The organism is Actinomyces provencensis, from assembly GCF_900155435.1.
GTDB classification, from domain to species: Bacteria; Actinomycetota; Actinomycetes; order Actinomycetales; family Actinomycetaceae; genus Pauljensenia; species Pauljensenia provencensis.
The window spans coordinates 2,709,168-2,733,473 of sequence record NZ_LT700212.1; the positions used below are offsets into that span (position 1 = coordinate 2,709,168).

Annotated in this window: 23 protein-coding genes and 2 pseudogenes; 8 read left to right on the forward strand and 17 right to left on the reverse strand. The window is 67.1% G+C overall.

What is annotated here, in order from left to right:
* Positions 1 to 82: 82 nt before the first annotated feature.
* The 9 genes and pseudogenes from BQ9890_RS16620 to BQ9890_RS16945 all read right to left on the reverse strand — a co-directional run.
* Positions 83 to 235, reverse strand: a pseudogene (locus tag BQ9890_RS16620) (ArdC-like ssDNA-binding domain-containing protein); the annotation flags it as partial.
* 67 nt (positions 236 to 302) lie between these two features.
* On the reverse strand, positions 303 to 1,550 hold the full coding sequence (locus BQ9890_RS11835) for an IS256 family transposase (RefSeq protein ID WP_075891735.1): 1,248 nt from the start codon (positions 1,548 to 1,550) through the stop codon (positions 303 to 305).
* A 472-nt stretch (positions 1,551 to 2,022) separates the two neighbouring features.
* Complete coding sequence (locus tag BQ9890_RS11840) at positions 2,023 to 2,859, reverse strand: helix-turn-helix domain-containing protein (RefSeq protein WP_230297924.1); 837 nt, start codon at positions 2,857 to 2,859, stop codon at positions 2,023 to 2,025.
* A 178-nt stretch (positions 2,860 to 3,037) separates the two neighbouring features.
* On the reverse strand, positions 3,038 to 3,670 hold the full coding sequence (locus BQ9890_RS11845; protein ID WP_075891739.1) for a response regulator transcription factor: 633 nt from the start codon (positions 3,668 to 3,670) through the stop codon (positions 3,038 to 3,040).
* The gene (locus BQ9890_RS11850) at positions 3,655 to 4,917 is read right to left on the reverse strand and encodes a sensor histidine kinase (protein WP_143226335.1); all 1,263 of its coding nucleotides are present in this window, start codon (positions 4,915 to 4,917) and stop codon (positions 3,655 to 3,657) included. Before BQ9890_RS11850 ends, BQ9890_RS11845 begins: the two co-directional genes overlap by 16 nt.
* A gap of 67 nt (positions 4,918 to 4,984) precedes the next feature.
* Positions 4,985 to 6,370 carry an ABC transporter permease gene (locus BQ9890_RS11855; protein WP_075891743.1) on the reverse strand — a complete coding sequence of 462 codons (1,386 nt, stop codon included), beginning with the start codon at positions 6,368 to 6,370 and terminating at the stop codon, positions 4,985 to 4,987.
* Positions 6,363 to 7,103: an ABC transporter ATP-binding protein gene (locus BQ9890_RS11860; protein WP_075891745.1), complete on the reverse strand. Its 741-nt coding sequence runs from the start codon at positions 7,101 to 7,103 to the stop codon at positions 6,363 to 6,365. Before BQ9890_RS11860 ends, BQ9890_RS11855 begins: the two co-directional genes overlap by 8 nt.
* Positions 7,104 to 7,471: 368 nt before the next feature.
* Positions 7,472 to 7,966: a hypothetical protein gene (locus BQ9890_RS16410; RefSeq protein ID WP_230297925.1), complete on the reverse strand. Its 495-nt coding sequence runs from the start codon at positions 7,964 to 7,966 to the stop codon at positions 7,472 to 7,474.
* Between the two features lie 43 nt (positions 7,967 to 8,009).
* Positions 8,010 to 8,387: pseudogene (locus tag BQ9890_RS16945) on the reverse strand (DNA cytosine methyltransferase); the annotation flags it as partial.
* 304 nt (positions 8,388 to 8,691) lie between these two features.
* On the opposite strand from BQ9890_RS16945, the gene mobF reads away from it, so the two are divergent.
* From mobF to BQ9890_RS11880, 3 genes are all read left to right on the forward strand, one after another.
* Positions 8,692 to 12,255, forward strand: coding sequence for a MobF family relaxase (mobF, locus tag BQ9890_RS11870; RefSeq protein ID WP_143226336.1), 3,564 nt, complete (start codon positions 8,692 to 8,694; stop codon positions 12,253 to 12,255).
* A 66-nt stretch (positions 12,256 to 12,321) separates the two neighbouring features.
* A complete protein-coding gene (locus BQ9890_RS11875) occupies positions 12,322 to 13,107 on the forward strand; it encodes a hypothetical protein (RefSeq protein WP_143226337.1) in 786 nt (261 codons plus the stop codon).
* On the forward strand, positions 13,100 to 14,398 hold the full coding sequence (locus BQ9890_RS11880; RefSeq protein WP_075891751.1) for an ISL3 family transposase: 1,299 nt from the start codon (positions 13,100 to 13,102) through the stop codon (positions 14,396 to 14,398). Before BQ9890_RS11875 ends, BQ9890_RS11880 begins: the two co-directional genes overlap by 8 nt.
* On the opposite strand, the gene BQ9890_RS11885 is transcribed toward BQ9890_RS11880, so the two are convergent.
* Together BQ9890_RS11885 and dprA are read right to left on the reverse strand one after the other, a co-directional pair.
* Positions 14,355 to 14,702: a hypothetical protein gene (locus tag BQ9890_RS11885; protein WP_075891753.1), complete on the reverse strand. Its 348-nt coding sequence runs from the start codon at positions 14,700 to 14,702 to the stop codon at positions 14,355 to 14,357. The genes BQ9890_RS11880 and BQ9890_RS11885 overlap by 44 nt on opposite strands.
* 209 nt (positions 14,703 to 14,911) lie before the next feature.
* The gene (dprA, locus tag BQ9890_RS11890; protein WP_075891755.1) at positions 14,912 to 15,916 is read right to left on the reverse strand and encodes a DNA-processing protein DprA; all 1,005 of its coding nucleotides are present in this window, start codon (positions 15,914 to 15,916) and stop codon (positions 14,912 to 14,914) included.
* A 202-nt stretch (positions 15,917 to 16,118) separates the two neighbouring features.
* Here dprA and BQ9890_RS11895 point away from each other — a divergent pair, with 202 nt between their 5' ends.
* Positions 16,119 to 16,481, forward strand: a complete 363-nt coding sequence (locus tag BQ9890_RS11895) for a sulfate permease (RefSeq protein ID WP_075891757.1) — start codon at positions 16,119 to 16,121, stop codon at positions 16,479 to 16,481.
* 11 nt (positions 16,482 to 16,492) lie between these two features.
* A complete protein-coding gene (locus BQ9890_RS11900) occupies positions 16,493 to 16,696 on the forward strand; it encodes a hypothetical protein (RefSeq protein ID WP_143226338.1) in 204 nt (67 codons plus the stop codon).
* An 18-nt stretch (positions 16,697 to 16,714) separates the two neighbouring features.
* On the opposite strand, the gene BQ9890_RS11905 is transcribed toward BQ9890_RS11900, so the two are convergent.
* The 3 genes from BQ9890_RS11905 to BQ9890_RS11915 all read right to left on the reverse strand — a co-directional run bounded on the left by BQ9890_RS11905 (position 16,715) and on the right by BQ9890_RS11915 (position 19,384).
* Entirely contained in the window at positions 16,715 to 17,962 is a 1,248-nt protein-coding gene (locus tag BQ9890_RS11905; protein ID WP_075893152.1) for an AlbA family DNA-binding domain-containing protein, read from the reverse strand.
* Between the two features lie 30 nt (positions 17,963 to 17,992).
* The gene (locus BQ9890_RS11910) at positions 17,993 to 18,334 is read right to left on the reverse strand and encodes a helix-turn-helix domain-containing protein (RefSeq protein WP_230297926.1); all 342 of its coding nucleotides are present in this window, start codon (positions 18,332 to 18,334) and stop codon (positions 17,993 to 17,995) included.
* A 228-nt stretch (positions 18,335 to 18,562) separates the two neighbouring features.
* Positions 18,563 to 19,384: a class I SAM-dependent methyltransferase gene (locus BQ9890_RS11915; RefSeq protein ID WP_075891763.1), complete on the reverse strand. Its 822-nt coding sequence runs from the start codon at positions 19,382 to 19,384 to the stop codon at positions 18,563 to 18,565.
* A 49-nt stretch (positions 19,385 to 19,433) separates the two neighbouring features.
* Between BQ9890_RS11915 and BQ9890_RS11920 the strand changes: the two genes are divergently transcribed.
* Positions 19,434 to 20,039 carry a TetR/AcrR family transcriptional regulator gene (locus BQ9890_RS11920; RefSeq protein WP_075891765.1) on the forward strand — a complete coding sequence of 202 codons (606 nt, stop codon included), beginning with the start codon at positions 19,434 to 19,436 and terminating at the stop codon, positions 20,037 to 20,039.
* A 146-nt stretch (positions 20,040 to 20,185) separates the two neighbouring features.
* Here the strand turns inward: BQ9890_RS11920 and BQ9890_RS11925 are convergent, their stop codons facing one another.
* On the reverse strand, positions 20,186 to 20,800 hold the full coding sequence (locus tag BQ9890_RS11925; RefSeq protein WP_230297927.1) for an EamA family transporter: 615 nt from the start codon (positions 20,798 to 20,800) through the stop codon (positions 20,186 to 20,188).
* Between the two features lie 332 nt (positions 20,801 to 21,132).
* Between BQ9890_RS11925 and BQ9890_RS11930 the strand changes: the two genes are divergently transcribed.
* Positions 21,133 to 22,029 (forward strand): LysR family transcriptional regulator, encoded by an 897-nt coding sequence (locus BQ9890_RS11930; protein ID WP_075891767.1) that lies wholly within the window; start codon positions 21,133 to 21,135, stop codon positions 22,027 to 22,029.
* A 156-nt stretch (positions 22,030 to 22,185) separates the two neighbouring features.
* Here the strand turns inward: BQ9890_RS11930 and BQ9890_RS11935 are convergent, their stop codons facing one another.
* Together BQ9890_RS11935 and BQ9890_RS11940 are read right to left on the reverse strand one after the other, a co-directional pair.
* The gene (locus BQ9890_RS11935; RefSeq protein WP_075891769.1) at positions 22,186 to 22,647 is read right to left on the reverse strand and encodes an iron chaperone; all 462 of its coding nucleotides are present in this window, start codon (positions 22,645 to 22,647) and stop codon (positions 22,186 to 22,188) included.
* 74 nt (positions 22,648 to 22,721) lie between these two features.
* The gene (locus BQ9890_RS11940; RefSeq protein WP_075891771.1) at positions 22,722 to 23,384 is read right to left on the reverse strand and encodes an SDR family oxidoreductase; all 663 of its coding nucleotides are present in this window, start codon (positions 23,382 to 23,384) and stop codon (positions 22,722 to 22,724) included.
* A gap of 461 nt (positions 23,385 to 23,845) precedes the next feature.
* Between BQ9890_RS11940 and BQ9890_RS11945 the strand changes: the two genes are divergently transcribed.
* Positions 23,846 to 24,109: a GlsB/YeaQ/YmgE family stress response membrane protein gene (locus BQ9890_RS11945; protein WP_075891773.1), complete on the forward strand. Its 264-nt coding sequence runs from the start codon at positions 23,846 to 23,848 to the stop codon at positions 24,107 to 24,109.
* Positions 24,110 to 24,306: the final 197 nt, after the last annotated feature.

Consider the following 24,306-nt stretch of genomic DNA (forward strand, 5'->3'; position numbering starts at 1 on the left):
GCTTCTCCCCACGACTCAGGCGACGCCACGATTCCGGGTCGGCAGGCGTCGATGACGCGAAGCGACCCGTGACCGGCGCAAGAATCTGGTAGCCGCCCTGTCCCTTCTCAACCTGACGGCCGAGCTGCTGCCACTGCCTGTACCCGGCCACATACGACGGGAAAGGCTCGGGGACCCTCCCTGCCTCGAACGCGGCCTCGTGCTGGACCCAGATCAACAGCGTGTTGTTGAACGAGCGCGACCTGAACCGGGGGTCAAGTCCCGTGGAGTGGTGTAGCGGTCGGTGATCCTTGTGGTGTTGGTTAGGCGGTGAGTTCGAGGGTGGGGTCGGTGGTCACCTCCGGCGTGGTGTCGGGGGCGAGGGTGAGGCGGCTTTTGGCGAGGATGTCGAGGCCGAGGTAGCGGCGGCCTTCTGCCCATTCGTCGGTCTGCTCGGCGAGCACGGCGCCGACGAGGCGGATGATCGCGTCGCGGTTGGGGAAGATTCCGACGGAGTCGGTGCGGCGGCGGATCTCGTGGTTGAGGCGCTCGTTGGGGTTGTTGGACCAGATCTGGTGCCAGAGTCCTTCGGGGAACCCGGTGAAGGCGAGGATGTCCGCGCGTGCCGCGTCGAGGTGCTCGTGCACGTCGGGAAGCTTCCCGTCGACGTAGTCCAGCAGCCGGTCGAACTGCGCGTTCACGCTGTCGGCGTCGGGTTGGTCGTAGACGGAGTGCAGCATCGCCTTCACCGCCGGCCATATGCTCTTCGGGGTCACGCTCATCAGGTTGGCCGCGTAGTGGGTTCTGCATCGTTGCCAGGCCGCGCCGGGCAGGTTCGCCGCGATGGCCTCCACCAGTCCGGTGTGAGCGTCGGAGGTGACCAGGCGGACCCCGCCCAGGCCGCGGGCGACGAGGTCAGCGAAGAACGAGTTCCAGGCTGCACCGGTCTCGGATGTCGCGACCCGTAAGCCGAGGACTTCGCGGCGCCCATCCGCGTTGACACCCGTGGCGACCAGCACGACCGCGTTGATGACCCGGCCTCCCTCGCGGACCTTCATCGTCAGCGCGTCGGCGGCGAGGAAGGTGAACGGGCCCGCCTCGCCCAGGGGGCGGTGCCGGAACTGGTCGACGTGCTCGTCGAGCTCGGCCGCCATCCGCGAGACCTGCGACTTCGACAGTGAGTGGATCCCCAACGTCTTGACGAGTTTGTCCATCCGGCGAGTGGAGACGCCCGCGAGGTAGCAGTCCGCGACGACGGTGATCAGCGCGGTCTCGGCGCGTTTGCGGCGCTCCAACAGCCATTCCGGGAAGTAGCTTCCCTGTCGTAGCTTCGGGATCTGAACGTCGATCGTGCCGACCCGGGTATCGAGGTCGCGGTGGCGGTACCCGTTGCGCTGCGCCGTGCGCTGGGGGCTGGGCTGGCCCCATTCAGCGCCGACGACAACGTCCGCGTCGGCGGACAGCAGCGCGTTGATCATGGTCTGCAGCAGCTGGCGCGTCAGATCCGGCGACGAGTCGGCGAGGGCTTCACCGAGCAGGCGGGCAGGGTCGAGAATATGAGGTGCGGTCATCGTGATGATGCCTTTCGAGTGGGATGTGAGAGTTTCCTCGAAGGATCACACGGTGACCGCGCCCACGCTCACGACGAGGCCGGCCACCGCGGGCTACACCACTCTAAGGGGCACTACTGAACCGGGCCGCGAACGCCAGAGCCCTCGCCCAGTCCTGCCCGGACACCAGCGACTCAACGGCGCCCGTCAGCCGCTCACGCAGCTCATCAAGCCTGGCATCCCGCGCAGCCCGGGCCTCCTCCGTCACAGCCATCATCTGACCTCCCTCCGCGAAGGCCACCCCTCGCGAAGGGGCGGCCGTGCGACTGTGAGGTACGCCGGGAAGGTCAGAAGACGAGACGGGCCAGGGGTACGACCAAGACCGTCAGGACTGGTGAGAACCCGACGAGTCTCTACCGGACTACCGGATGGGCGCGGGTTTCGGAGCGTGCAAGCGTCGATCCTGCGGTTATCGCCGGGATGGATGCGTGCTTCACCCGGTCGCCCGCGTAGCCCGCACGCGGCTCGACGCCCGATAGCTACTCGGGGTGACGCCCACGCTACGGCGGAACTGACGGGCCGCGAAGTCAGGATCGCCCCAACCCACCTCCTCGGCAATCACCGTGATCGGCGCATCAGTGGTGCGCAGAAGCACCGCCATCCGCTCCGTCCGCAACATCGTCAAGTACGCGATCGGCGACTTCCCGAACGCCTCCACAAACAAACGCCCGACCTGCGACTTCGACAAATGCACCGCCTTCGCCAACTCGGAAACCGACCAGCGCCGCTCAGGCTCAGACCGCAGCAGGTCAGCAACCTTGCGTGCCTCCGCACGTAGCGGCCCGAACCGCCGAATCCGCGGCGAGGTCGGCCACGCAGCGGCGCGTTGCGTAGAGGATGTTCGGACAGGTGAGGTCTTGATGAACGGAGCGATCACATGGGCGACGCTGAACCAGAGCGCCTGCATACGGTAGAAGGTCTCCACTGGCCGGCCTTCGAGACTCAACGCGACCAGCTCATCCAGCCACGGCATCAGCATCCCAGACCTGTCCGCGCCCAGACGGAGAATCTGCGCCGACTCCGTGTAGATCGTTGCGGCGAACTCTTGTGCATCGAGCCGATCCTGCAGAATGCCGGCATGCTGCCAGAACACCTGGTCGATCACATAGTCCGTATCCAGACAGACCGTCGTGACGGTGACATGACCCTCCGGTTCGCTGCCGCACAACGTGTTCGCGCAAAGCAGGATCACATCACCGACCTTGACCGGCTGCTGCCCAAACTCGCTGAACAGGATCGCGCTACCGTCTCGTACCGTGATGACCTTCACACAGTCATAAGCGACTGGGATAATTGGCCGATGCACAGTTCGCGATCGAGCCACGATGGGCTGAGAATCGCGGTTCTGTGACGGCATGGATCGTCCTGATTCGGGCAGAAGACAGCAGATCAAGCGATGGCTGATCGCTGATCGTGGCTGCGTCGTACTTTGGGTTCGGGTGCCTTTGTTACTGCCGGAGGTAGGTCAGGACAGCCCGTACTCGCTTGTGGATGGTCTCGTCGCCGAGGTCGAGCTTGGCGAAGATTCGGTTGATGTGCTTGGCAACCGCCGCGTCGGTAATGACCAGCTCGTTGGCGATGGCGGTGTTCGTCTTGCCTTGTGCCATGAGTGCGAGCACTTCCGACTCGCGTGGAGTGAGTTCATCCAGCTTGGATCGGCGGCGGAACAGCTTGCGGACGACTTCTGGGTCGATCACTTCGCCTCCGGCGGCGATGGTGTCGAGGGCCCGAAGGAACTCATCCACATCGCCGACACGCTCTTTGAGGAGGTAGCCGATACCGCCGTCGCCGGTCGTCAGCAAGTCGGCGGCTGCCCGGCCCGAGACGATCTGCGAAAGCACGAGTATGGGTTCTGCGGGGTTGAGCTTCCGAAGCGCCTGTCCTGCTTTGATGCCCTCGTCGGTGTGTGTGGGCGGCATTCGCACGTCGATAATCGTGAGGTCGGGGTGGTGCGCGCGCACGGCGTCGAGGAGCGAGTCACCGTCGGAAACGGCAGCGACGACCTCGTGACCAGCAGTGGTGAGCAGACGTGCGAGTCCTTCGCGCAGGAGGGCGGCGTCTTCGGCTATGACGATGCGCATGGAACCTCCAGTGTGATGCGGGTGGGACCCCCGACGGGGCTGCTGACCTCCACTCGGCCACCGAGTGTTTCGATGCGGTCGATGACTCCGAGGAGTCCGCTGCCGTTTGCGTTGGCGCCGCCGTGCCCATCGTCTTGGACGGTGGCGGATAGGGTGCCGTCAGGCGTGTGGTGGACGAGGAGGACGACGTTGGTTGCTTCGGCATGCTTGGCGACGTTCGTGAACAACTCGCTGATTGCGAAGTAAATGCCAACTTGGATGTCGGTAGGAAGGTCACTGGGAAGGTCGATCTTCGCTGTGGTTCGCAGGCCTGCGGCCTCGGTCCGGGCGGCGAGTTCGTCCAAGGCGTCGGCAAGGTCGTGCTCGGAGAGTGCCGAGGGGTAGATGCCGTGGACGATCTCGCGGAGCTCGTCGACGGCCCGTTGAGCGTCGGTGCGCGCCTGGAGGATGAGCGGCTCGATGTCGTCCCCGCGCTGATGCTGGTATTGCAGCGTACCCAGAGTCATCACCAGAGAGGTGAGGCGCTGTTGGGCGCCGTCGTGCAGGTCACGTTCGATGCGGCGTCGTTCTTCATCGAACGCTGTGGTGATCCGAGCGCGTGAGCGCGTGAGGTCACTGACCTGTTCGGCAAGCGCTGCGGAAGGTGTGCTGATAAGCAAGCGGGTGAGGAAGCGTTGCCCTTCGGCGGCGAGGGTTACCAGATACATACCCGCTGCGAGCAAAACCAGTCCGAGCAGGAAGAACCCGACTTGCGCGGCGGCGTTCTCCTGAATCGCTCCCGAGGCCGGGTCGGCAGTACGGGGATCGATCCCCAGTGCCAGCATCGATATCAGCAACGCACTGGCACCGGCGATCGCGGCCGGTATCAGTAGGCCGATAGTCATAGTGGCAAACCCGAGCAGCGAGAGTGGGATCAAAACGACGCCGTAGAGCAGTTCGGCCCAGGTGATTTGCTCACCAAGTCGGTGCCGAATCCACTGTTTGAACCCGGAAGCCGCCGGGGCTGTGTGCGGATCGGGCACATCGTGAAGGTCGACCCAGCGCAGCCTCGACCTCTCGACGCGTCCGAGTGGCACTCCGGCGAGCGGGAGTAGTGGCCAGCAGATCAACAGCCAGGCCAGGGCGACGACTGGCGTGCTGAGCAGATAGGCCAGGGACCGCCAGGGCCATGATGTGAACAACAACGAGAGCCGGTGATGGCGCAGGGCGAGGCCCGGGGTGGTGACTCCGGTCTGTCCCTGTCTCATGCTGTCCATTTTCCCGCACCATCCTGGAGTTGCTTGGGATGCAGTCACCGTGCACATGGCGTGGCACCTACGCGGCCCGTAGTCCGACGGCGATGTCAGCCCGCAGAGAGGCACGGGCAGGCCACCACTGGACGAAGAAGAGCACAAGCCAGCTAAGGGCAAAGCCGAAGATCAGTGTTGCCCACGGCACGACGACGATGGGTGCTCCCGTGTAGGCGGTGGAGCTGATAGACGTCGTCGCCACGGTGATAACGATGGGCACAAGAGCGAGAACGGTGCCCGTCAGGGCGAGCAAGAACGCCTGCCATACATACCAAGTAGTGATGCGCCGACTCGACATTCCCGCCACCCGCAGCAGCGAGTGCTCGCGCTCAACGTCGCGCGAGGCCAGTGATGTGACCGCGGCCGAGGTGATGAGAAGGACGAAGGAGATCAGTGCGGCCATGACGAGGGTGTCGGTGAGGTTCGTCTCAGCCGCGCCATCGAGGGTCGCGACGACGGCCGCCGCGGAGTTGACGGAGGTGAGGATGACACCCACGCCTCCGATGCCGGCTGCCAATGGAGCGATGGTGTTTGCGCTCGTGCTCGCCCGCTCGATTGCCGCTCTGGCCGCTAACCTTCCGGTGATACTGCCCAACGCACCAGCCAGACCCCCAAGGCTGGCGAGGACAGCCGGGACGACAAGCGGACCAATGACGTAGATGAAGAGCACAGCGCAGACCCCTGCGTTCATGGCGAGGTTGAACATCACCGCGATACCGGCCTCTTGTGCCCCCATCGCCGCCGCAGCGGCGACCATCCCGAGGGAGGACAGGAGCAGGATCGCTGCCAGCGGTGCCCGCCACCACCAGCCTTTCTGTCGGGTGTGGGGGATGTCGCGGAAGACCTCGAGCGCTTGGGTACGCGAGGCACGATGCGCCGGTCCGAACGTGCCGAGCAGGCACGTGAGAACGCCGAGGACGAGGGAGAAGAGCCAGGCGAGGATCGACGGCGGGAGTAACGGCGCATCGAAGCCACGGGCGGCCATCTGGTTGAATGCCGGGACGACGAAGTAGCTTGCGCCGACCGCGAGGATCGAGCCTGGCACAGCCCCGATGAGTGAGGCCGTGGCCACCAGGGCCCAGATGCTACGGCGAACATCGCTGGGACTTGCCCCGACCAGACGCCACTGGGAAAAGGTGCGCCGAGTGGACTCTACGGTGGCGATACCGACGACGGTCAGCGAGAACAACGCGAGGGCGGCAACGAGCATATAGATCGTTTCCGAGACAATGGTGAACTCGCTAATCAAGTGTCCCTGGGCCGCGGCTGCGGCGATGAAGCGGGGGTCGTGGGTCCATGCGAACTGTGTCGCACACAGGCCGACCAGCAGGGTGACGGCAGCAACAGTGACGATGGCCGGCCACCAGCTTCCAAGGTCGGAGAACAGTATGCGCCGGGCGTACCTATGCATCCTGATCCCCTCCCAGCCGGGCCATCGTGTGGAGGATCTGACCAACATCCATCCGCCCGGTCATGTGGGCGATGATCCCGTCGCGCATGAACACGATCCGGTCGGCGAGGGCCGCGGACTCCACATCATGCGTGACCATGACGACCGAACAGTGCTCGGTGGCGAGGTCTCGGAGGACGCGCAGCACGATGCCCGTGTTGGCGGTGTCGAGCGCACCTGTGGGCTCGTCTGCGAAGATCACTGAGGGTCGCATGAGGATCGCCCGACACAGCGCCGCCCGCTGCTGCTCACCACCGGAAAGTGTGCTCACCCTCGCTGCCCTCCTCTCAAGCAGACCGAAGCGCGAGAGGACATCCTCGACGGCGGCACTGTCGACCTTCTGACGGGCCAGGGCGTGTGGAAGGCGCACGTTCTCCTCAAGGGTGAGGTAGCCGATGAGGTTGTACTGCTGAAAGACAAAGCTCACGGTCTGTCGGAGGAACCCGGTGCGCTTCTCGTCGCTGAGAGCGTAAAGGTCAGTCCCGTTGATCCATACCTGTCCCTGGTCCGGTCGATCCAGGCCGCTGAGACAGTAGAGCAGAGAGGTCTTGCCGGCGCCGCTGGGACCGACAACGGCGGTGAGGCCACCACCGCCCAGTTCGAGAGAGCAGCCTCGCAGGATCGGGACCTGCTGCCCGTCGCCACTGGGAAGCTTGACGATCTGATTGGCCTGGATCATGGGCGCCGCACTCATGCGCCCTTGTCCAATCGAGGCCCTGGCACGCGGTTGAGAAGGACTTGCAGTCATACATCCATCTCACGCCGCGAGCAGAAGCCAGTCGATGACGCTCACACCCCAATCCGAGGTAACGCCAGTTTTACCTTCATTCATGAGTCTTCGTTCCACGGCAGACCAAGAACCGCTGGAGGACTACCAACCATTCTCGAACAAACGGCGCGGATCGATGGCAAGCACAGCCTGCAGCGGAAGAACACCGTTCCCCAGTGCAGTGATCTGCTGATTCGGCGTGAGCGCGTGTGCTGGGTCGGTCACCCAGCCCGCGGGGAGGCCCATGAGCCATTCTACGAACTTGGGGGCTGGTCGCGGCCCTGCCGCCTCGGTCAGGAGCGCGGGTGCGGGCCTGCCGGTGATGTGTTCCCACCGTGCGATGGCGTGAGCGTAGCCTCCCCAGCGTTGAAGATGCCCTCGACCAGGTTCCACAGCGTCTCCGACTCGGCGCTCTTGCTCCGCAAGCCAGGCGGTCCGTTGAGGACGAGGTCGACGATCTGGTGCGAGAGCGCGATCGTCCCGCGCCGCGCCTTGACTTGGTCGAGCGATTCGCCGCCGCGGGTGGAGTCGGTCGCCAGTGGCGTCCGAAACAGCGCCTTGGCGGCGGGCAATGATGAAGACGCGGAGCCTGGGATGCGGAGCACCGGCGAGGGAAGCAGGTAGGCCGATCCATTGCGCATCCATCCCGAGGTCGGCCAAATCGCCCAGTACGGCGCCGGCTGCGCGTAGAGGTCGAGTTGCGGTGTCTCCCAGACCCCACGGGTCGGGTTCCAGGTCGCGAAGGGTTGCAGCGGCGGGGGTTGCATCGTCGGGGTTACGGGACTCATGGTCGGTTCCTTCCTGGCGTGCGCGGATCGCTGGGGATGACAGCAGCCCGCGCACGTTCTCGATGACGACCAGCCCGGGTTGCAGTGCCGCGATCGCGGTCGCCATGTGCGACCAGAGCCCGGAGCGGGTGCCGGGCGCGAGACCGGCACGTTTCCCGACAGTGGAGACGTCTTGGCAGGGGAACCCGCCGCAGAGCACGTCGACCGGTGGCACCTCTTTCCAGTCGATCAGGGTGATGTCGCCGAGGTTGGGGGCATCGGGCCAGTGGTGGGCGAAGACGCGGGCGACGGGTTCGTTGATTTCGGAGAACCAGACGGTCTCGGCGCCCAAGGCGTGTTCGACGGCGAGGTCGAGTCCGCCGTAGCCGGAGAATAGCGATCCGACTCGGAGCGGGCGATCTTGGCTGGGGACGTCGAGCATGAGGACTCCGGCTGACGGATGGTCCCGGCCGGACTTCACGGGAAGTCGCTGCCGAGATGGTCACCTGGAAGGTGCACGATGACGCCGAACAGCACAGGCCCCGCTACGAGCACGCCGATTCGCGCGTCACGGCCTCCGAGTACGACGACGATCAACGGCGTTTCGGGTTGCCCTCGTCCCGGGGTCACCACCCTGGCACCCACTTGAGCGACCACACGTCTTTCTGTAGAGGCGCGACCGCGCATTGTCGCGGCCGAGAGCGGCGACTTCCGGCCCACCTTGCGGGCACGGGAAGGAGTCGCTGGTGACGGTTTCGATGCGCGTGATGACCGCGGGCGATGGTTACAAGTACCTGCTCCGCTCGGTCGCGGCCGGCGACGGTGATCGTTCGCTCTCGACTCCGTTGACGCGCTACTACGCCGAGGCGGGGAACCCGCCGGGGTTCTGGATCGGCCAGGGCCTCGCCGCCCTCGGAAACGGCGAACTGACGCCGGGCTCGCAGGTGTCGGAAGCACAACTCGAGCTGCTGATCGGGTCCGGTCGTGATCCGATCACCGGCGACCCACTCGGCAAGGCATACCCGACGTTCTCGCCGGTGGCCGAGCGGATCGAACGCCGCATCCAGGCCCTCAATGATGGTCTGGGGCCGGCGGCGCGGGCGGTCGAGACAGCACGGATCGAGGCTGAGGAAACTGAGCGCGGAACCCGGCGCGCGGTGGCAGGGTTCGACTTCACTTTCTCGGTGCCCAAGAGCGTGTCGGCGTTGTGGGCGGTCGCCGACGCCGGCACGCAGGCATTGATCGCGGACGCGCATCATGCGGCGGTTGCAGGGCTGGTTGCGTTCATTGAAGGCGAGGTTGCAGTCACCCGCACCGGCGCGGACGGCCCCGAGGGCACGGTTGCACACGTCGATGTCCTCGGCGTGGCCGCAACCGCGTTCGACCACTACGACTCCCGGGCGGGTGATCCGCAGTTGCACACCCATGTCGTCATCAGCAACAAGGTCAAGACCGCCCAGGACGGCAAGTGGCGCGCCCTGGCCGGCCGGCCGATGCACGCCGCGGTCGTCGCGGTCTCCGAGCTCTACAACGCCGCCCTGGCCGACCAGCTCACCCGCACCCTCGGCATCGAGTGGGAGAGCCGCGACCGGGGCCGGGACCGTAACCCCGCCTGGGAACTCGTCGGCGTCACCGAAGAACTGATCAGTGAGTTCTCCACCCGGTCACGGCACATCGAGGTCGAAAAGGACCGCCTCATCGCCGAGTACGTCGCCATGCACGGCAGGCAGCCATCCGCCCGGATCGTGTTGAAGCTCCGCGCCCAAGCGACCCTGGCAACGAGGCCCGAGAAGCACATCCACTCGCTCGCAGACCTGACCCGCCAATGGCGGGAACGCGCCGGCCGGGTGCTCGGGCAGGATGCGACCGGCTGGGCACGCGCCCTCACCCATTACGCCGGCGAGGACGGGGAACGTCGTGTGTTGCGGGCCGACGATGTGCCGCTGGATGTTGTGCGCGAGGTCGGGCTGTCGGTGATGGCGGTCGTGAGTGAGAGGCGATCGACGTGGGCGCGCTGGAACCTGCACGCCGAAGCATCCCGGCAGTTGATGGGCTGGCGGTTCGCCTCGATGCTGGATCGGGAGGTGATCACCGGGCTCGTGGTCGATGCCGCCGAACACGCTTCACTCCGTCTGACTCCGCCCGAACTCGCGTCAAGCCCAGTGCAGCTCCGCCGGGCCGACGGCACCTCACGATTCCGGCCGCACGCCTCGGTGCTGTTCTCATCCGAAGCCCTGCTCGTCGCCGAAGACCGACTCCTGTCCCGCGCCGATACTCTCGCCGGGCCGGTGGTGGGGTTGGAGACGGTTGAGCAGATCACCAGCCGCCCCGACCCGCGGGGCCGGATGCTCGGCGAGGATCAAGCCGCAGCCCTCGCGGCGATCGCCGTCTCTGGCCGCGCCCTCGACGTGCTGGTCGGCCCCGCCGGCGCAGGCAAGACCACCGCCATGTCAGTGTTGCGCCGCGCATGGGAGAAGGAACACGGCCCCGGCTCGGTCGTCGGGCTCGCGCCATCCGCCGTCGCGGCCCAGGTGCTTGCGGACGATCTGGGGATCGTCACGGAGAACACGGCGAAGTGGTGGCAGAACCACCTCATGCACGGAACCACGTTCGAGGCGGGCCAGCTCGTCATCATCGACGAGGCATCCCTGGCCGGTACCGCCTCCCTCGACCGCATCACCGCCGAAGCCGAACAGGCCGGCGCCAAAGCCCTGCTAGTTGGTGACTGGGGGCAACTCCAATCGGTCGACGCCGGCGGCGCGTTCTCGATGCTTGTCCACGCCCGCGACGACACCCCCGAACTGCTCGACATCTACCGCTTCACCAACGAGTGGGAGAAGACCACCTCGCTCCAGCTCCGCCACGGCCGTCCCGAGGCGATCGACACCCTCATCGACCACGACCGCATCACCAGCGGCGACCAAGAAGCCATGATCGACACCGCCTATGGGGCGTGGCGGCACGACCTCGCCGCCGGCCGGGCGTCGATCCTCGTCGCCGAGACCCACGAGACCGTCACCGCCCTCAACGCCCGCGCCCGAGCGGACCGGATCATCGACGGCACCGTGCACGGCACCCGAGAAGTCGGCCTGCATGGCGGCACCGCCGTGTCCGAGGGCGATCTGGTCATCACCCGCCACAACGACCGCCGCCTCCGCAACGGCCGATCCTGGGTCCGCAACGGCGACCGCTGGACCGTCACCGGCGTCCACATGGACGGGTCGGTCAGCATCCGCCCGGTCGGCCGCCGGCTCCGTGGCGGGATCGTCCTGCCCGCCGACTACGTGGCCGAACACCTCGACCTCGGCTACGCCATCACCGCCCATAGAGCGCAAGGCGTGACCACCGACACCGCGCACGTCATCGCCACCGCGACCACGACGCGGGAGAACTTCTACGTATCCATGACCCGCGGCGCCGATGGGAACTTCGCCTATGTCGTTCTCGACCGGCCCGACGACAGCCACGGGGTGCCGCACCCCAGCGACAACCCCGACGCCACAGCCAAGTCGGTGCTCTACGGCGTGATCCAGCACATCGGCGCCGAACTCTCCGCGCACGAGGCGATCAGCGCCGAACAGGACCGGTGGAGCAACATCGGCCAGCTCGCCGCCGAGTACGAAACCATCGCCCAAGCCGCCCAACACGACCGCTGGGCCACCCTCCTTGCCACCGCCGGGCTCACGAGTACACAGGTCGATGCCGTGCTCGACTCCGACGCCTACCCGGCCCTGTCGGCCGAACTCCGGCACGCCGAAGCCAACCACCACGACCTCGACACCCTGCTACCGCGCCTGATCGCCGCGCGAGGGCTGGGCGATGCCGACGACCTCGCTTCGGTGATCCACGCCCGCGTCGCCCGCACCACGGCCCGGCCCGCCGGGTCCGGCCGCACTCGCAGGCCACCGCGGCTCATCGCCGGCCTCATCCCCTACGCGGGAGGGCCGATGGCCGACGACATGCGCCAGGCTCTGGATGAGCGCCGTGAGCTGATCGAAGCCCGAGCCGACGCCGTACTCACGGGCGCGCTCACCGACAAGGTGCCGTGGACGAGCCAGCTCGGTCCGGTGCCGAAGGACGCGAAGCAGCGGGCGGCATGGCGGCGAGCGGCTGTCATCGTCGCGGCGTACCGGGACCGGTACCAGATCACCGACGACCGAACCCCACTCGGCCCGGCACCGCAGAGCACCCGGCAGAAGATCGACCGTGCCCGTGCCGAGGCCGCGCTAAGGGAGTTCAACGCCGGCATGTCGTCGCCGGAGACTGGGCGCCCGGTGGTGCAGGCCGTGAATCGCGGTCCTCGTCTCTGAACGCTGTCGGTCGGGTCTGCGATCCTTGATGTAGAGCATTCGGTCGCTGAGAGACGAGGTGGGAAGGTGGCGCAGTCGGAGCAAGCGCGCGAGGTCGCGCGACGCCTCGGCGTGGTCAGTCATCCCACTCTCGACCAACTGGCCGAAGCCGTGGCGCTCTTTGCTCCGTTGGGTTGGGCGATGTGCGGACGCTGGCATATGGAAGGCACATTGCGCGTGCTCCGACAAGCCGGGAACGGTGCCACGGACGACGAGCTGGACGAAGCGATCACTGATGTGTGGAACAACGAGAACGCGACCTTGCTGAAACACGCCGCCGCGCCGATGCGCCGATGGTCGAACTCTCACTACCCGTTCAAGCAACTTGTCTGGAATCGCGTCAGTCTCATCGAGAAGGCCATCGAGCATCACTTCGCAGGCGCCTACGAAGCATCGACCCCGATCATCCTGGCTCAGATCGACGGCATGAGTCGGGACCTCACCGGCCAGTCCTTCTTCTCCAAAGGAAGCAACGACCCATACCTGGACGACGAGACGATCGCCGGCATGGAAACCAACCTCCCGGTGGTACGCGCCCTCTTCTCAGAAGACGTAAGGCCAACCGGCGACTACGGCAAGGTCTCGCGACACGGCGTGCTCCACGGCCGAGACCTCGGCTACGCGACCCGCGTGAACTCCACCAAGACAATCGTCCTCATCGCCGCCCTCGCCGAATACCTCCCCAAGATCGGCGCTCCTGACGCATCTGTGGGTGTGTGTGCGCGTCGGAGTGGGTCGCACGCCGCTTCCTGCATAGGTTCTGAGCTGTTCGAAGGCAACAGGACCGATGGTCAGGAGAAGCGGCGTGCGTGATGTCAGCATATGGCGGGTTCTGCTCGGGATCGACAAGGCGGTGATTGAGCGGGTTGAGTTCGATGAGGACGCCGGCTCGCTGATCGCGCATGTGCGGCCTCGCTCGCGTGAGCGTGGTCGCTGTGGTGTGTGTCGGCGGCGCAGCCCGGGCTACGATCCTGGTCCCGGCAGGCGCCGGTGGCGGAGCCTGGATCTGGGCTGGATCCAGGCGTTCGTGGAGGCGGAGTGTCCACGGGTGCGGTGCCGGGACCACGGCGTCGTGGTCTCCCACGTGCCCTGGGCTCGCCACGGTGCCGGTCATACCCGGGTCTTTGATGATCAGGTCGCGTGGTTGGCCACTCGCTCCTCGAAGACGACCGTGGTGGAGTTGATGAGGATCGCGTGGCGCACGGTCGGGGCGATCATCTCCCGGGTATGGGCCGACGCCGAGGGGAAGCAGGACAGGTTCGAGGGGCTCAGGCGCATCGGGATCGACGAGATCAGTTTCAAGTTGGGCCACAAGTACCTGATGGTTGTCGTCGACCACGACACCCGCCAGCTGGTGTGGGCTGGTGAGGGGCGGGACAAGAAGGCGGTGGGTGAGTTCTTCGATCTCCTCGGTGAGGATCGTTGCCAGTTGATCACGCACGTGTCCGCTGATGGGGCGGACTTCATTGACTCCATCGTCGCGCAACGCTGCCCCAACGCGGTGCGTGTGGCGGACCCGTTCCACGTGGTCAAGTGGGCCACCGAGGCACTGGACGAGGTCCGGCGCCAGTCCTGGAACCAGGCCCGAGCCCAGGCCAGGAGCGAACCCCAGCGCAGCATCGGACGCCCCCGCAAGGATGCCCCGCCACGGCCGGCCTGTGAGCGGGCGAAGGCCTTGAAGGGCGCCCGGTACTCGTTGTGGAAGAACCCGGAGAACTTGACCGAGAACCAGCAGGTCAAGCTGGAGTGGATCGCGAAGACCGACCCGAGGCTGCATCGCGCCTACCTGCTCAAGGAGGGCTTACGTGTGGTGTTCCAGCTTCCCTACGACGCCGCCGTGGACGCGCTGGAGAAGTGGCTGAGCTGGGCGCGACGCTGCCAGATCCCCGCGTTCGTGAAACTGTCCAAGACCATCGTCAAACACCGAGACCGGATCCTCGCCGCGATCAAACACAACCTCTCCAACGGGCTCATCGAGTCCACCAACACCAAGATCCGCCTCATCACCCGCGTCGCATTCGGCTTCCACACAGCCCAGCCCCTCATCGCCATGGCCATGCTCACCCTCGGAGGCCACCGCCCCACCCTCCCAGGCCGCCAATGACCCACACAAGAGTCAGGAGCGCCCCAAGATCGCCGACGACGCCGGCGCCCAACTCAGACGCGAACACGAAGACACCGTTGCCGGCTCCACCGACCTCGATGAACGCGGGCGACTCGTAGACGACCGCCACGTTCCAGAACTGCTGAACTTCGCCTACGACCTCGACACCGAATACCTCAACGCCGTCCTCCTGAAGCCTGCACCGTTCGACGCCCACGGACAGGTGGCAGCGGTCGCGCGCAAACACGGGCTCGACCCGGAAGCGTTCACGCTTGACGAAGATCAGACCGGCTGGCGCTGGCACTACACAATCCCAGCCGGTCAGACCCTCGGCTATGCAGCACGTCCAAGCACCAGCAGCGAGCGACGCCATCCCGACGTGTGGCGATGGGACGACCCCACCACACCAGACACGTTCCCGTGGAACGACTCAACGGGTTGGCGCTCCGACGATGACTTCCCACGATCCCCGAACTGGGAACCCAAACTCGTCATGTAGCTATCGTCAGCTCGTTAGATCGAGTGCCCAGACCCGTCCGGCGCAGAGCGATAGCCGCCGAAGCCGTGTCCGGCAGCGGATCGCGTCAGGTTCTTGCCGGTTGGCTCAGCGCCGTCGAGCAGTGCGATGACATCGCTGGCCTGAGTGACGACGGACGCGGCCCCTTGCTTGATGAGCTCGTTCGGGCCGTTGCTGACGGCACTGGTCACGGGGCCAGGCACCGCGCCGACACGTCGGCCGAGGCCGAGCGCGTTGAGCACGGTCGTGAGCGACCCAGACCGTACGCCTGCCTCCGGGATCACGACGCCGCCTGAGAGTGCTGCCATCAAGCGGTTTCGCGCGATGAACCTGTCCCGGCTGGGCACAGCACCTGGCGGGAGTTCACTCACGAGCAGGCCGGTGTCACCGATCCGATCCAGCAGTTCGGTGTGCGCGGCCGGATAGCGGCGATCCACGCCAGTTGCCAACACGACGATCGTCTGACCGCCGGCGGCGAGCACGCTCCGGTGCGCCGCACTGTCGATGCCGTAAGCGCCTCCGGCGATGACCACCCGTTCCTCATCGGCCAGACCCGTCGCCAGTTCGTTGGTGACGTGTTCACCGTAGTGGGTGGACGCGCGAGCGCCCGTGATTGTGACCCGATCACTCAGCGCCGTCGCCAAGAACGACGATGCGCCCCGCGTCCACAGCACATACGGGGCGCGGTCGCCCAGCTCGTCCAGCCCGGCGGGCCACTCCCGATCCGCCGGAATCAGCGTGCCGAACCCGTACTGCTCGGCCTCGGTCACCCGCTCCATCAAGTCGGGCGCGATCCGGGCCCGCAGGCGCTCGCGCCACAACAGCACGTCCGCGCGGCCCAGCCCCGTCACGTCGTGATCGGACTCGACCAGGCTCAGCGTCGCAACGCCGCCGTGGCGACCCAAGACGTATCCAGTCGTCGTGTCATCCGGCTCAGCGATCATCGACAGCACGATCCGCGCCATCCGCTCACCCTGCACCTGCTCCGCCAGCGTCGCCATGATCGGTGTCCTTCCACTCCACGGTCACCGACGAGGTGCACCCCCGGGCGCCACCGCGAGGGGTTCCCAACGTCGCAGCTCAGACGTAGAGTTGAAGGTGAGGCGGCTTTCTCCTTCACAGTGGGCCGTTCGCGGCAGGCCTTCGGGCCACTCTTCAACGCACCGTCTCGCAGAGACACCTTGCGTAGAAGAGGAGCATCCGATGATCCGCCTACTGATGATCGCCAGCATCCATATCCGCGACTTCATGCGTCGCTTCATGCCGAGCAACATCTTGCTCGACCTCATCCGTACCCGCCGCGGCCTCAAGTGGGGCGTCCCAGCCATGCTGCTGGCGATCCCGTACTTCGGCGTCGCCTACTGGTGCACCACGATCATCGGCAACGGTGGCCCCGGTTGGCTCAACCTCGTCGTCCTGATCTGCGTGTGGAGCGGCTTGAAGATGCTGTGGATCGGCCCCGTTAGCCTGCTCCACCTACTCCGAGCCAGGACCAGCGATCGCCGTGCGCGCCGCGAGGACACTCGTCGCAACCACGAAGAGCCCGTGCAGACCGGGGTCATGTGATGGGCCGGTACGTGAAGAAGACCACGCGGCGCCGCCGGGAGGATCGGAACCTCTCTGTCCGGGCAGAGCACCGCTACCCACCGGATGTGGACAAGCTCTGCCAACTGCTCATCAGGTTCACGCTGCAGGACATGGGGGAATCGCGAGCCTGGCAGCGCCGCGAAGAGATTGCCGGAACTCGCAAGTTTCAGCCCAGCGGCACCAAGGGCGCGTGACTTTGCGCCGCGTCTTGTCTACGAGTCTCGATCCGGCGGCTGAATCATCCTCACGTTCGAGACGCCACCTTGGTTGATGCAGTCTTGGGCGAGGTCGTGAACATGCCAGTAGAAGTCAAGAGCTGGTTCCGCCGCGTTCACGGTCGTTTCCACGGCTGTGTAGTGATGCAGCGGCGTTGATACGCCGTCGTACATGAATCCGTGATTGTCGGTCGTCAGGATCATCAGCGGTTCGTTGCCGGTCCAGTCGATGCCGACACGCAGGTCGTACTCGTCGTTCCCGGTGGCTTCGGCAGTGGCGCGGATCAGTCCCATGAAGTCGGCGATGGCGCATTCGATTGCGGCCGACTGAATCTGTGAACCCTCGAAGTAGCCGTCGCTACTCATGCGATGCCCGCCGACCGCGGCTGCCAGTGTGACCGAGCCGTCGTGGTGGATGCTCAGCCACGCCTCCTTCCACGTCGAGCGGTCACCAGTCGCCGTGTTGACCGCAACCCAGCGCCTCAAGCCCGGGCGAGGGTTGTGCCTGTCCACGCTCTCCAGCGGGTGAATCCCTCCTCGACCGGCGTAGGTCAGGGCAAGCCCCTCTGTCTGGGACAGCACCTCCCGGGCCTGATCGCGAGTGAGCCGATCCCGGAAGCGCGGCACGCGCGGATGAGCAGCAGCGATCAACCAGGCTCGCTTGTCGGTGTCGCGGCCTCTGGCTGTCTCGGTGAACAAGTTGTCCAGCGCCTCAGTAGCGTGCCGACGTTCATCGAACCGCGCCCGGTACATTGCCTCGATCTGTCGTTCCTTCATCCACACGGTGTCTGAGTCGTTGCGGATGGGCGCGCCGAAGAAGTCGTTGCGGTAGATCAGGTGCGGGCCGTCGATGCTTGCTGGAACCTCCACGACGACTGCACGCTTGGCGCCATCGCCGAGCCGGTAGACATTCAGCCCGAACACGGGCGGAGAGATGGCGGTGATCGCGGCGCTGCGCAAGGTTCGCTCGTAGGCTTCGTCGCACTCGCCAACATCGACACGCCCAGTTGCTGCCTTCTGCGACTCGCGCACACCGAAGACGATCACGCCGCCACCGCTGTTGGCCATCGCTGCGACATCTTTGGGGAAGTCCGTCTGCGACAGCCCCTTGGCCGGCGGCAACTCAGACTTCCAATCCAAGTCGCTCGTCTCCACCGCACCGACGCCCACGGCCGCGTCCAGCAGCGCATCGGTCAGCGGTCCAGGTCCAGCCCCGGCGGCGCGGTGAAGTGCAGTGAAGTTCATGCCTTCAAGGATATGGAGCATGTCGGACACTCAGCGTGGTATCGGCTGACGACCGCGCGGACGGATCGTCCCGCCACAGGCGACGATCCCTGCACGGGCGCCGTCGTTGCTGATGCCGAGGCGGGCCGCAACCTGTGGCAAGGTCAGCCCTTCCTCATACAGCCGTGCCGCTTCACGACGGATGCTCTCGGGAAGCCCCGGACTCCGGGTCGGTACGCCTGCCCGGCGCACCAGCTCACTGACGGTCGAGCGGTGCACGCCGAAGCGGTCGGCCAGCTCTTGAACGGGTACCTCTGCGGCGTAGGAGTCGAGCAGTGCCGCACGATTCGAGGCATTCAAACGAGTTTGAGACTGACGCGATCTTTCGACCACCAGGCCTCGCGTGTCCGCTCGCTGGGTCGCCGGGCGACCCATCCTGCGAGCCCGAGATGCCTTGTGGACACGGGAAATCAGCGAACGTATGGGCTTGCGAGGGTTTGAGAAGTACCTACGGAGGTCCACAGTTCCGGACGTGGTCGAGTCCCCGACCTGGGCGTGCTGGCTCTTCGTGACGGCGAACCACTCCGCGGGTCGGAGGGTTGCCTCCTCGTCCTCAACGGATCAGTCGGGCAGCCGTTCGGCCAACGCTGCCACCGTCGTGCAGTCGATCAGCAGTGTCCCGCCCACGGCGTCGATCGCCGTTCCCATCCCCCGGAGGAGCGTGTCGAGCTCGTCCTCCGGAAGACGGTTGATGCCGCCCGAGGTCGAGGCCCGCTCAAGCCATGCATCACGCCCGATGGTCGACTGCCGCGTGAAGGTCAGACGCTCGACCGGCCCGAATGCGCCGGTTGTCCGGAGACCGGCGGCGGCACGGTCGATGATCGAACCGTAGGGATCAGCGTGTGGCGCGGCGGCCCAGGGATTGAACGGGAGACCCGTGTCGAGGGAGTCGAAGACCTCGGCGAACTCGGCAGCGAGTTCCGGCGATGGGAGTTCCCTGTTCCAGAAGAGTGCGAGCAGACCGCCCGGGCGCAGGACGCTCGCGGCTCCCGACGCCCCCGCGTCCGGGTCGATCCAATGCCACGTCTGTCCGGCGATCAGGCCGTCGAAGGTCCGACCGGCCGGGTCCCACTCCTCGAACCGTCCTGCCTCGACCACGAAGTCCTTGGCGCGCGCGAGCGCGGCCATGTCCGGATCGGGCTCGACGCCGAGCACGTCGAGTCCGCGCTGTCGGAACGGCTCGGACGAGATGCCGGTGCCGATTCCCACGTCGAGGACCGTGGGACCCGGCAGTCGATCGACGATGGCGCCGATGAGTGCGGCGGGGTACCGGGGCCGCGCGCGATCGTACTTGTCGGCATCCGATCCGAATGACTCAGCCAGTTCGCGGTGATCGTGCGCGGCATCGTCGACCAGAGGTGGCCCAGGGGGTAGAGTGACCATGCGCCCACTCTAAGTGGGCAAGTGCCCATTCACAAGCGAACGGAGTCCGATGCCCACCGGAGTGGCACTGCGCGATGCGCGTTCCCGGCTTCTCGCCGCCGGAGAGCGGGTGCTGCTCCGTGACGGACCAGCAGGTCTCACGAGCCGGACCGTGACCGAGGAGGCCGGCGTCGCCAAGGGCGTTCTGCACCGGCACTTCGCCGACTTCGATGACTTCCTAGCGGCACTCATTCGGGAACGGATCGCTGCTGTCGACGCGATGTCGGTCGACCTGGGCGACCAAGCCGGTCGACGGACCGTGATCGAGAACCTCTCGACAGCGCTCGCTCGGATGTTCGACCCGCTGGGGTTGGCAGTCGTCCGACTCGTACTCTCCCGCGACGGGCTTCGCGCCCGGCTCCGGACAGGGGCTCGTCAGGGGATTCCGGTGCTCACGGAGGGGGCCGACGGCCTGGCGGAGTACCTGGCTGCCGAACAGCGGGTCGGCCGCATCCGTGCGGACGCGACGCCCGCTGTACTGGCCAACGCGCTCATCGGTACGGGGCACCTGCTCTTCGCGGCCGAACTGGGTGGGCTTCCGGACGAGTCCGCCGTCCACGAGGTCGTCGAGGGGATCATCGTCGGCGCCGAGCCCGGCGTCACCGAGCGCCGGTGACGGGACTGCCGGCTCCGCAGGACTCCCGCCGCTCCAGGTGTCGGTCACGGCAGCACGCCAGCGCGCCGGAGGCAGTGGACCGTGCCGAGCGGGGCTGTTCCTCGTGGGTGGGCGCGGACACGACGGGAACTCGACCACCTCACGCGTCACCCGTGTCCACTCCGACCGGGCAGGAGAGTGACGATGAGGTTGCTGGTGACGATGACGGCGATGCCGACCCACTCGTTGACTACCAGTGCCTCGTCCAGGACGAGGCAGCCGATGAGGGCCGCATGTACGGGATTGGTACTCATGACGACGCTGAACACGGAGGCGGGCACCCGGCGCAGGGTGACCAGGTCGGCCAGGTAGGGCACCGCCGAGGAGAGCACGCCGCAGGCCACGGCCAGCAGGAGTGGACCCGGGGTCGGGGGTCGGAGGAGGAAGGTCACGGCGGCGACGGGCGCCCAGATGAGGGCGGAGACGCCTGCGGCTGCCGAGGTGCCGCGCCCCCCGGGGATGCGGGCACCGACCACCTGGTTGAGCAGGATGTAGGCGGCCCAGGCAGCGGCTGCGGTGAGTCCCAGGCCGATCCCGAGGAAGTCACTGGACGGCTTCGGGGCGGTGATGAGGACGACGCCGGCCGCCGTCATCAGTCCGCAGACCGCGTCGAGTCGCCGCCTTGAGGTCGCGAGGGCCAGGGTGAGGGGCCCGAGGAACTCGAGGGTGACGGCCAGGGCGAGGCCGAGCCGGTCGATGGCGGAGTACAGGGTGGTGTTCATCACCCCGAAGACCACTCCCAGTAAGCAGGATCGGCCACCATTGGCGCCGGGTGAGGGTGCGGAAGCGTGGAGGGGCGATCGGGAGCAGCACGGCGGCGGCGATGAACTGGCGCACAGAGACGACCCCGAGTGGTCCGAGGGCGGGGAAGACGAGTGAACCGAGGCCGGCCCCGACCTGGTTGGACAGCGTGCTGAGGAGCATCGTGGCGACGCCGACGAGCCGTTGCCGCGGAGCTGGTGCGGGTGCTTCCGTCTTCTCCATGGACAGCAACGTAGGGACCCGGGAGCCATTCACACAATGCAAGGCACAAGTGTTGCCATACGCTTGGTGCATGGCATTTGAGCTCGCACACCTCCGCGCCCTGGTCGCCGTCGTGGACACGGGCACATTCACGGACGCGGCCATCGACCTCGGGGTCTCCCAGGCCGCCGTCTCCCGGACGCTCAAGGCCCTGGAGAACGACCTCGGCGTCACCCTGATCCGTCGCGGGCCCCGGCACAGCGTCCCGACGCCGGTCGGCCTGGCCGTCACCGACCAGGCCCGACGGGTGCTGGCGGAGGCCGACAGGATTGGCGGTGTGGTCGGCGCGGGCCGGACCAGCCTCCGGCTCGGCTATGCGTGGGCCGCCCTCGGCAGCCACACCGTCGCCCTGCAACGTCGCTGGGCGAGCGCGCATCCGGGAACACGTCTCACGCTCGTGCGCGCCAACACGACCACCTCCGGTCTCGCCGAGGGCCACTGTGACGCGGCCGTCGTGCGCACCCCCGTCGACCCCGACCGGTTCGACTCCGTCGTCGTGGGCCTGGAGCGGCGACTCGTCGCATTCGCCACCGATGACCCCTGGAGGAGGCGGCGCAGCCTGCGCATGGCCGAGGTCGCCGGGCGCACCGTTCTCATCGACACCCGCACCGGTACCACCCACCTCGACCTCTGGCCGGCGGGTCGGGGACCCCGCTCCGTCGTGCACACCGGCGACGTCGACGAATGGCTGGACGCGATCGCCGTCGGCGAGGGTGTCGGGACCACGGCGGAGGCCACCCGTGCCCACTATCCCCGACCCGGCGTCACCTACCGGCTCATCGCGGACGGGCCCCGCATCCCTGTCTCCATCGCCTGGCGCAAGGACGACCCGCCACCGCTCGTCCACAGCCTCATCGACCTCGTCACCGAGCTGTACCGGAGTGGCCCCCCCACGAGCTCGACCTCCGACTCTGCACCACGCTCCTGACAGGACCCCTGCCGCGGGCCCCACGCCGGGCCGAGCCGCACCGTGACAGGGTGTCCGGCCGATCGGCCCCGTCGGGGGCGCACCGCGTGACGGGGTTGGCATGCCCGGGGCGGTCGATCCATTCGGTCATGGTCCTGGCGACCGACTGGGATGACGTCAGCCCACGGCGCGGCGCAGCAGCTCCACGATGCGCTCCTCCTCGGCCGGCCCGATGTGGGTGAGGGCGAAGGTGGTGGCCCACATGTCCCCCTCGTCGAGGTGGGCCGCACCCTCGAAACCGAAGGTGGCGTAGCGCGCGCCGAACTTCGAGGCCGCCTGGAAGAAGCAGACGACCTTCCCGTCGCGCGTGTAGGCAGGCATCCCGTACCAGGTCTTCGTGCCGAGCGCCGGCGCGTGTTCCTTCACCAGGGCGTGGATGCGCTCGGCCATGACCCGGTCATCGTCGGCCATCTCGGCGATCTTCTCCAGGACGGCGACCTCGGGGTCGACCTTCTTCCGCCCCTTCCCCCCGGAGGCGCGTGCTGCCCGGAGTTCCTTTGCGCGCTCCTTCATGGCGGCGCGCTCCTGATCGGTGAATCCGCCGTCAGGTTCTGCGGTGGTGTCCGTCGATGACGTCATCGGTTCCTCCAGTTGCAGGTCCGGGCCCGGCGGGTGGTGCCGGGCCACGGTGTGTGTGGGTGTGTGGGTGGCTGTCAGGCCCCGGCGAAGGCCTCGAGGATGTCGGTGTCCCCGTCCGTGTACCCGAGTGTCCTCCCGATCGTGTGGTCGGTGTCGAGGGCTGCGGCGATGGTCAGGGCGACATTGCCTCGGGAGGTGCCCCGGTCGGATCCCCGGCCGCGCCCGGGCTCCACCAGATCGATCCTCCCGGTGGGTTCCTCCAGGGTCAGCCTGCTGGGGCCGAGAACGGTCCAGGCCAGGGAAGAGGCGCGCAGGTGGTCGTCGGCGGCGGCCTTGGACTCCGCGTAGGCGAAGAACGGATCGTCCTCGGGGACTCCGTGGTCCCTGCCCGCTCCGAGGTAGGAGACCATCACGTAGCGGTGGACACCGGCGGAGGCGGCGGCATCGATCGAGCGGATCGCGGCGTCGCGGTCCACGGCACGGGTGCGCTCAGCACTCCCGCCTCCCGCCCCGGCGGACCAGATCACGGCGTCCCTGCCGCGGGAGACGCGCAGGAGGTCGGCCAGTGAGGCGGTCTCGATGTCGAGCACCAGGGGGATCGCGCCGGTGGCCTCGACATCGCGGGACTGGTCCGGATTGCGGATGACGGAGGTGACGGTGTGGCCCGCCTGCGTCAGCAGGGGAGCGGTGCGGAGGGCGACCTTGCCGTGTCCGCCGATGATGAGGTAGTCGGCCATGGATGGGTCCTTCCTGGTTGCGGGAGCCGCCCGTGCACAGGACGCCGGTGGTGGCTGGCCGGGCGGCCCGGGCGCCGCGCCGGAGCTGACTCCCGTCCATCTTGGCAGGGATGGTCCCACCCGGCCCGTCGAGCAGGGCACCTCTCGGGTCCCCGCACCGGGACGGGTGACCGGTTGCGTGGACGACACCGCCTCCGGGCCCCTGCGTGGGGTGGGCGGTGCCGCTGCGGACAGGTGGCCCGGCCGGTGGGGAGGGGCCCGGGGTGCACGGTGGACGAGGGTGGACGGAGCGGGCTCCCGGGAGACACATGGGGCTGCTGGGTGCCCTGGGCGCGCGTCCCAGCGGCACTCCCGCTGAGGTGAAACGCCTCCGCGCCCACTGCGCCAGCAGATGCGGGATCCTTGGTCCTGTGTGAGGGTGGGGGGGCAACTCCATCAACATCTAGGAGAGGACACACATCATGGGTTTCTTGGGATTCCTTCTGCTGGGCCTGATCGCCGGCGCGATCGCCAAGGCCATCATTCCCGGTGACCAGCCCGGAGGCTGGCTCGCGACACTGGTCCTGGGCGTCATCGGCGCCATGGTCGGAGGTTGGTTGGGTGGCGTGATCTTCAAGACGGAGGTCATGGACAGCTTCTTCTCGCTGAGCGCCTGGGTCTCGGCCATCGTCGGTTCGATCATCGTCCTGCTCATCTACGGAGCACTCACCGGCCGCAAGCGCTGACGTCACGCACACCTGCCCGCGCTACCGACCGTTCCAGGTCGCTGCGGGGGGTCGCTGCGCACAGGACCCCGTCCCCCACGGAAGTGGGGGACGGGGTCCTTCCGTCGGGCGAACGGCACCCCGGCGGTGCTCCCGCTGTCCGGCATCCGCCCCTGCGGAGGTCACGGCACCACCGGGTCGGCACGGCACAGCGCCCG

Bases quoted from the DNA above. Each gene is read 5' to 3' on its own strand.
- BQ9890_RS11835 (WP_075891735.1), bottom strand. From the start codon at position 1,550: ATGACCGCACCTCATATTCTCGACCCTGCCCGCCTGCTCGGTGAAGCC.
- BQ9890_RS11845 (WP_075891739.1), bottom strand. From the start codon at position 3,670: ATGCGCATCGTCATAGCCGAAGACGCCGCCCTCCTGCGCGAAGGACTC.
- BQ9890_RS11850 (WP_143226335.1), bottom strand. From the start codon at position 4,917: ATGAGACAGGGACAGACCGGAGTCACCACCCCGGGCCTCGCCCTGCGC.
- BQ9890_RS11855 (WP_075891743.1), bottom strand. From the start codon at position 6,370: ATGCATAGGTACGCCCGGCGCATACTGTTCTCCGACCTTGGAAGCTGG.
- BQ9890_RS11860 (WP_075891745.1), bottom strand. From the start codon at position 7,103: ATGAGTGCGGCGCCCATGATCCAGGCCAATCAGATCGTCAAGCTTCCC.
- BQ9890_RS16410 (WP_230297925.1), bottom strand. From the start codon at position 7,966: ATGAGTCCCGTAACCCCGACGATGCAACCCCCGCCGCTGCAACCCTTC.
- dprA (WP_075891755.1), bottom strand. From the start codon at position 15,916: ATGGCGACGCTGGCGGAGCAGGTGCAGGGTGAGCGGATGGCGCGGATC.
- BQ9890_RS11895 (WP_075891757.1), top strand. From the start codon at position 16,119: ATGATCCGCCTACTGATGATCGCCAGCATCCATATCCGCGACTTCATG.
- BQ9890_RS11905 (WP_075893152.1), bottom strand. From the start codon at position 17,962: ATGAACTTCACTGCACTTCACCGCGCCGCCGGGGCTGGACCTGGACCG.
- BQ9890_RS11915 (WP_075891763.1), bottom strand. From the start codon at position 19,384: ATGGTCACTCTACCCCCTGGGCCACCTCTGGTCGACGATGCCGCGCAC.
- BQ9890_RS11920 (WP_075891765.1), top strand. From the start codon at position 19,434: ATGCCCACCGGAGTGGCACTGCGCGATGCGCGTTCCCGGCTTCTCGCC.
- BQ9890_RS11925 (WP_230297927.1), bottom strand. From the start codon at position 20,800: ATGAACACCACCCTGTACTCCGCCATCGACCGGCTCGGCCTCGCCCTG.
- BQ9890_RS11930 (WP_075891767.1), top strand. From the start codon at position 21,133: ATGGCATTTGAGCTCGCACACCTCCGCGCCCTGGTCGCCGTCGTGGAC.
- BQ9890_RS11935 (WP_075891769.1), bottom strand. From the start codon at position 22,647: ATGACGTCATCGACGGACACCACCGCAGAACCTGACGGCGGATTCACC.
- BQ9890_RS11940 (WP_075891771.1), bottom strand. From the start codon at position 23,384: ATGGCCGACTACCTCATCATCGGCGGACACGGCAAGGTCGCCCTCCGC.
- BQ9890_RS11945 (WP_075891773.1), top strand. From the start codon at position 23,846: ATGGGTTTCTTGGGATTCCTTCTGCTGGGCCTGATCGCCGGCGCGATC.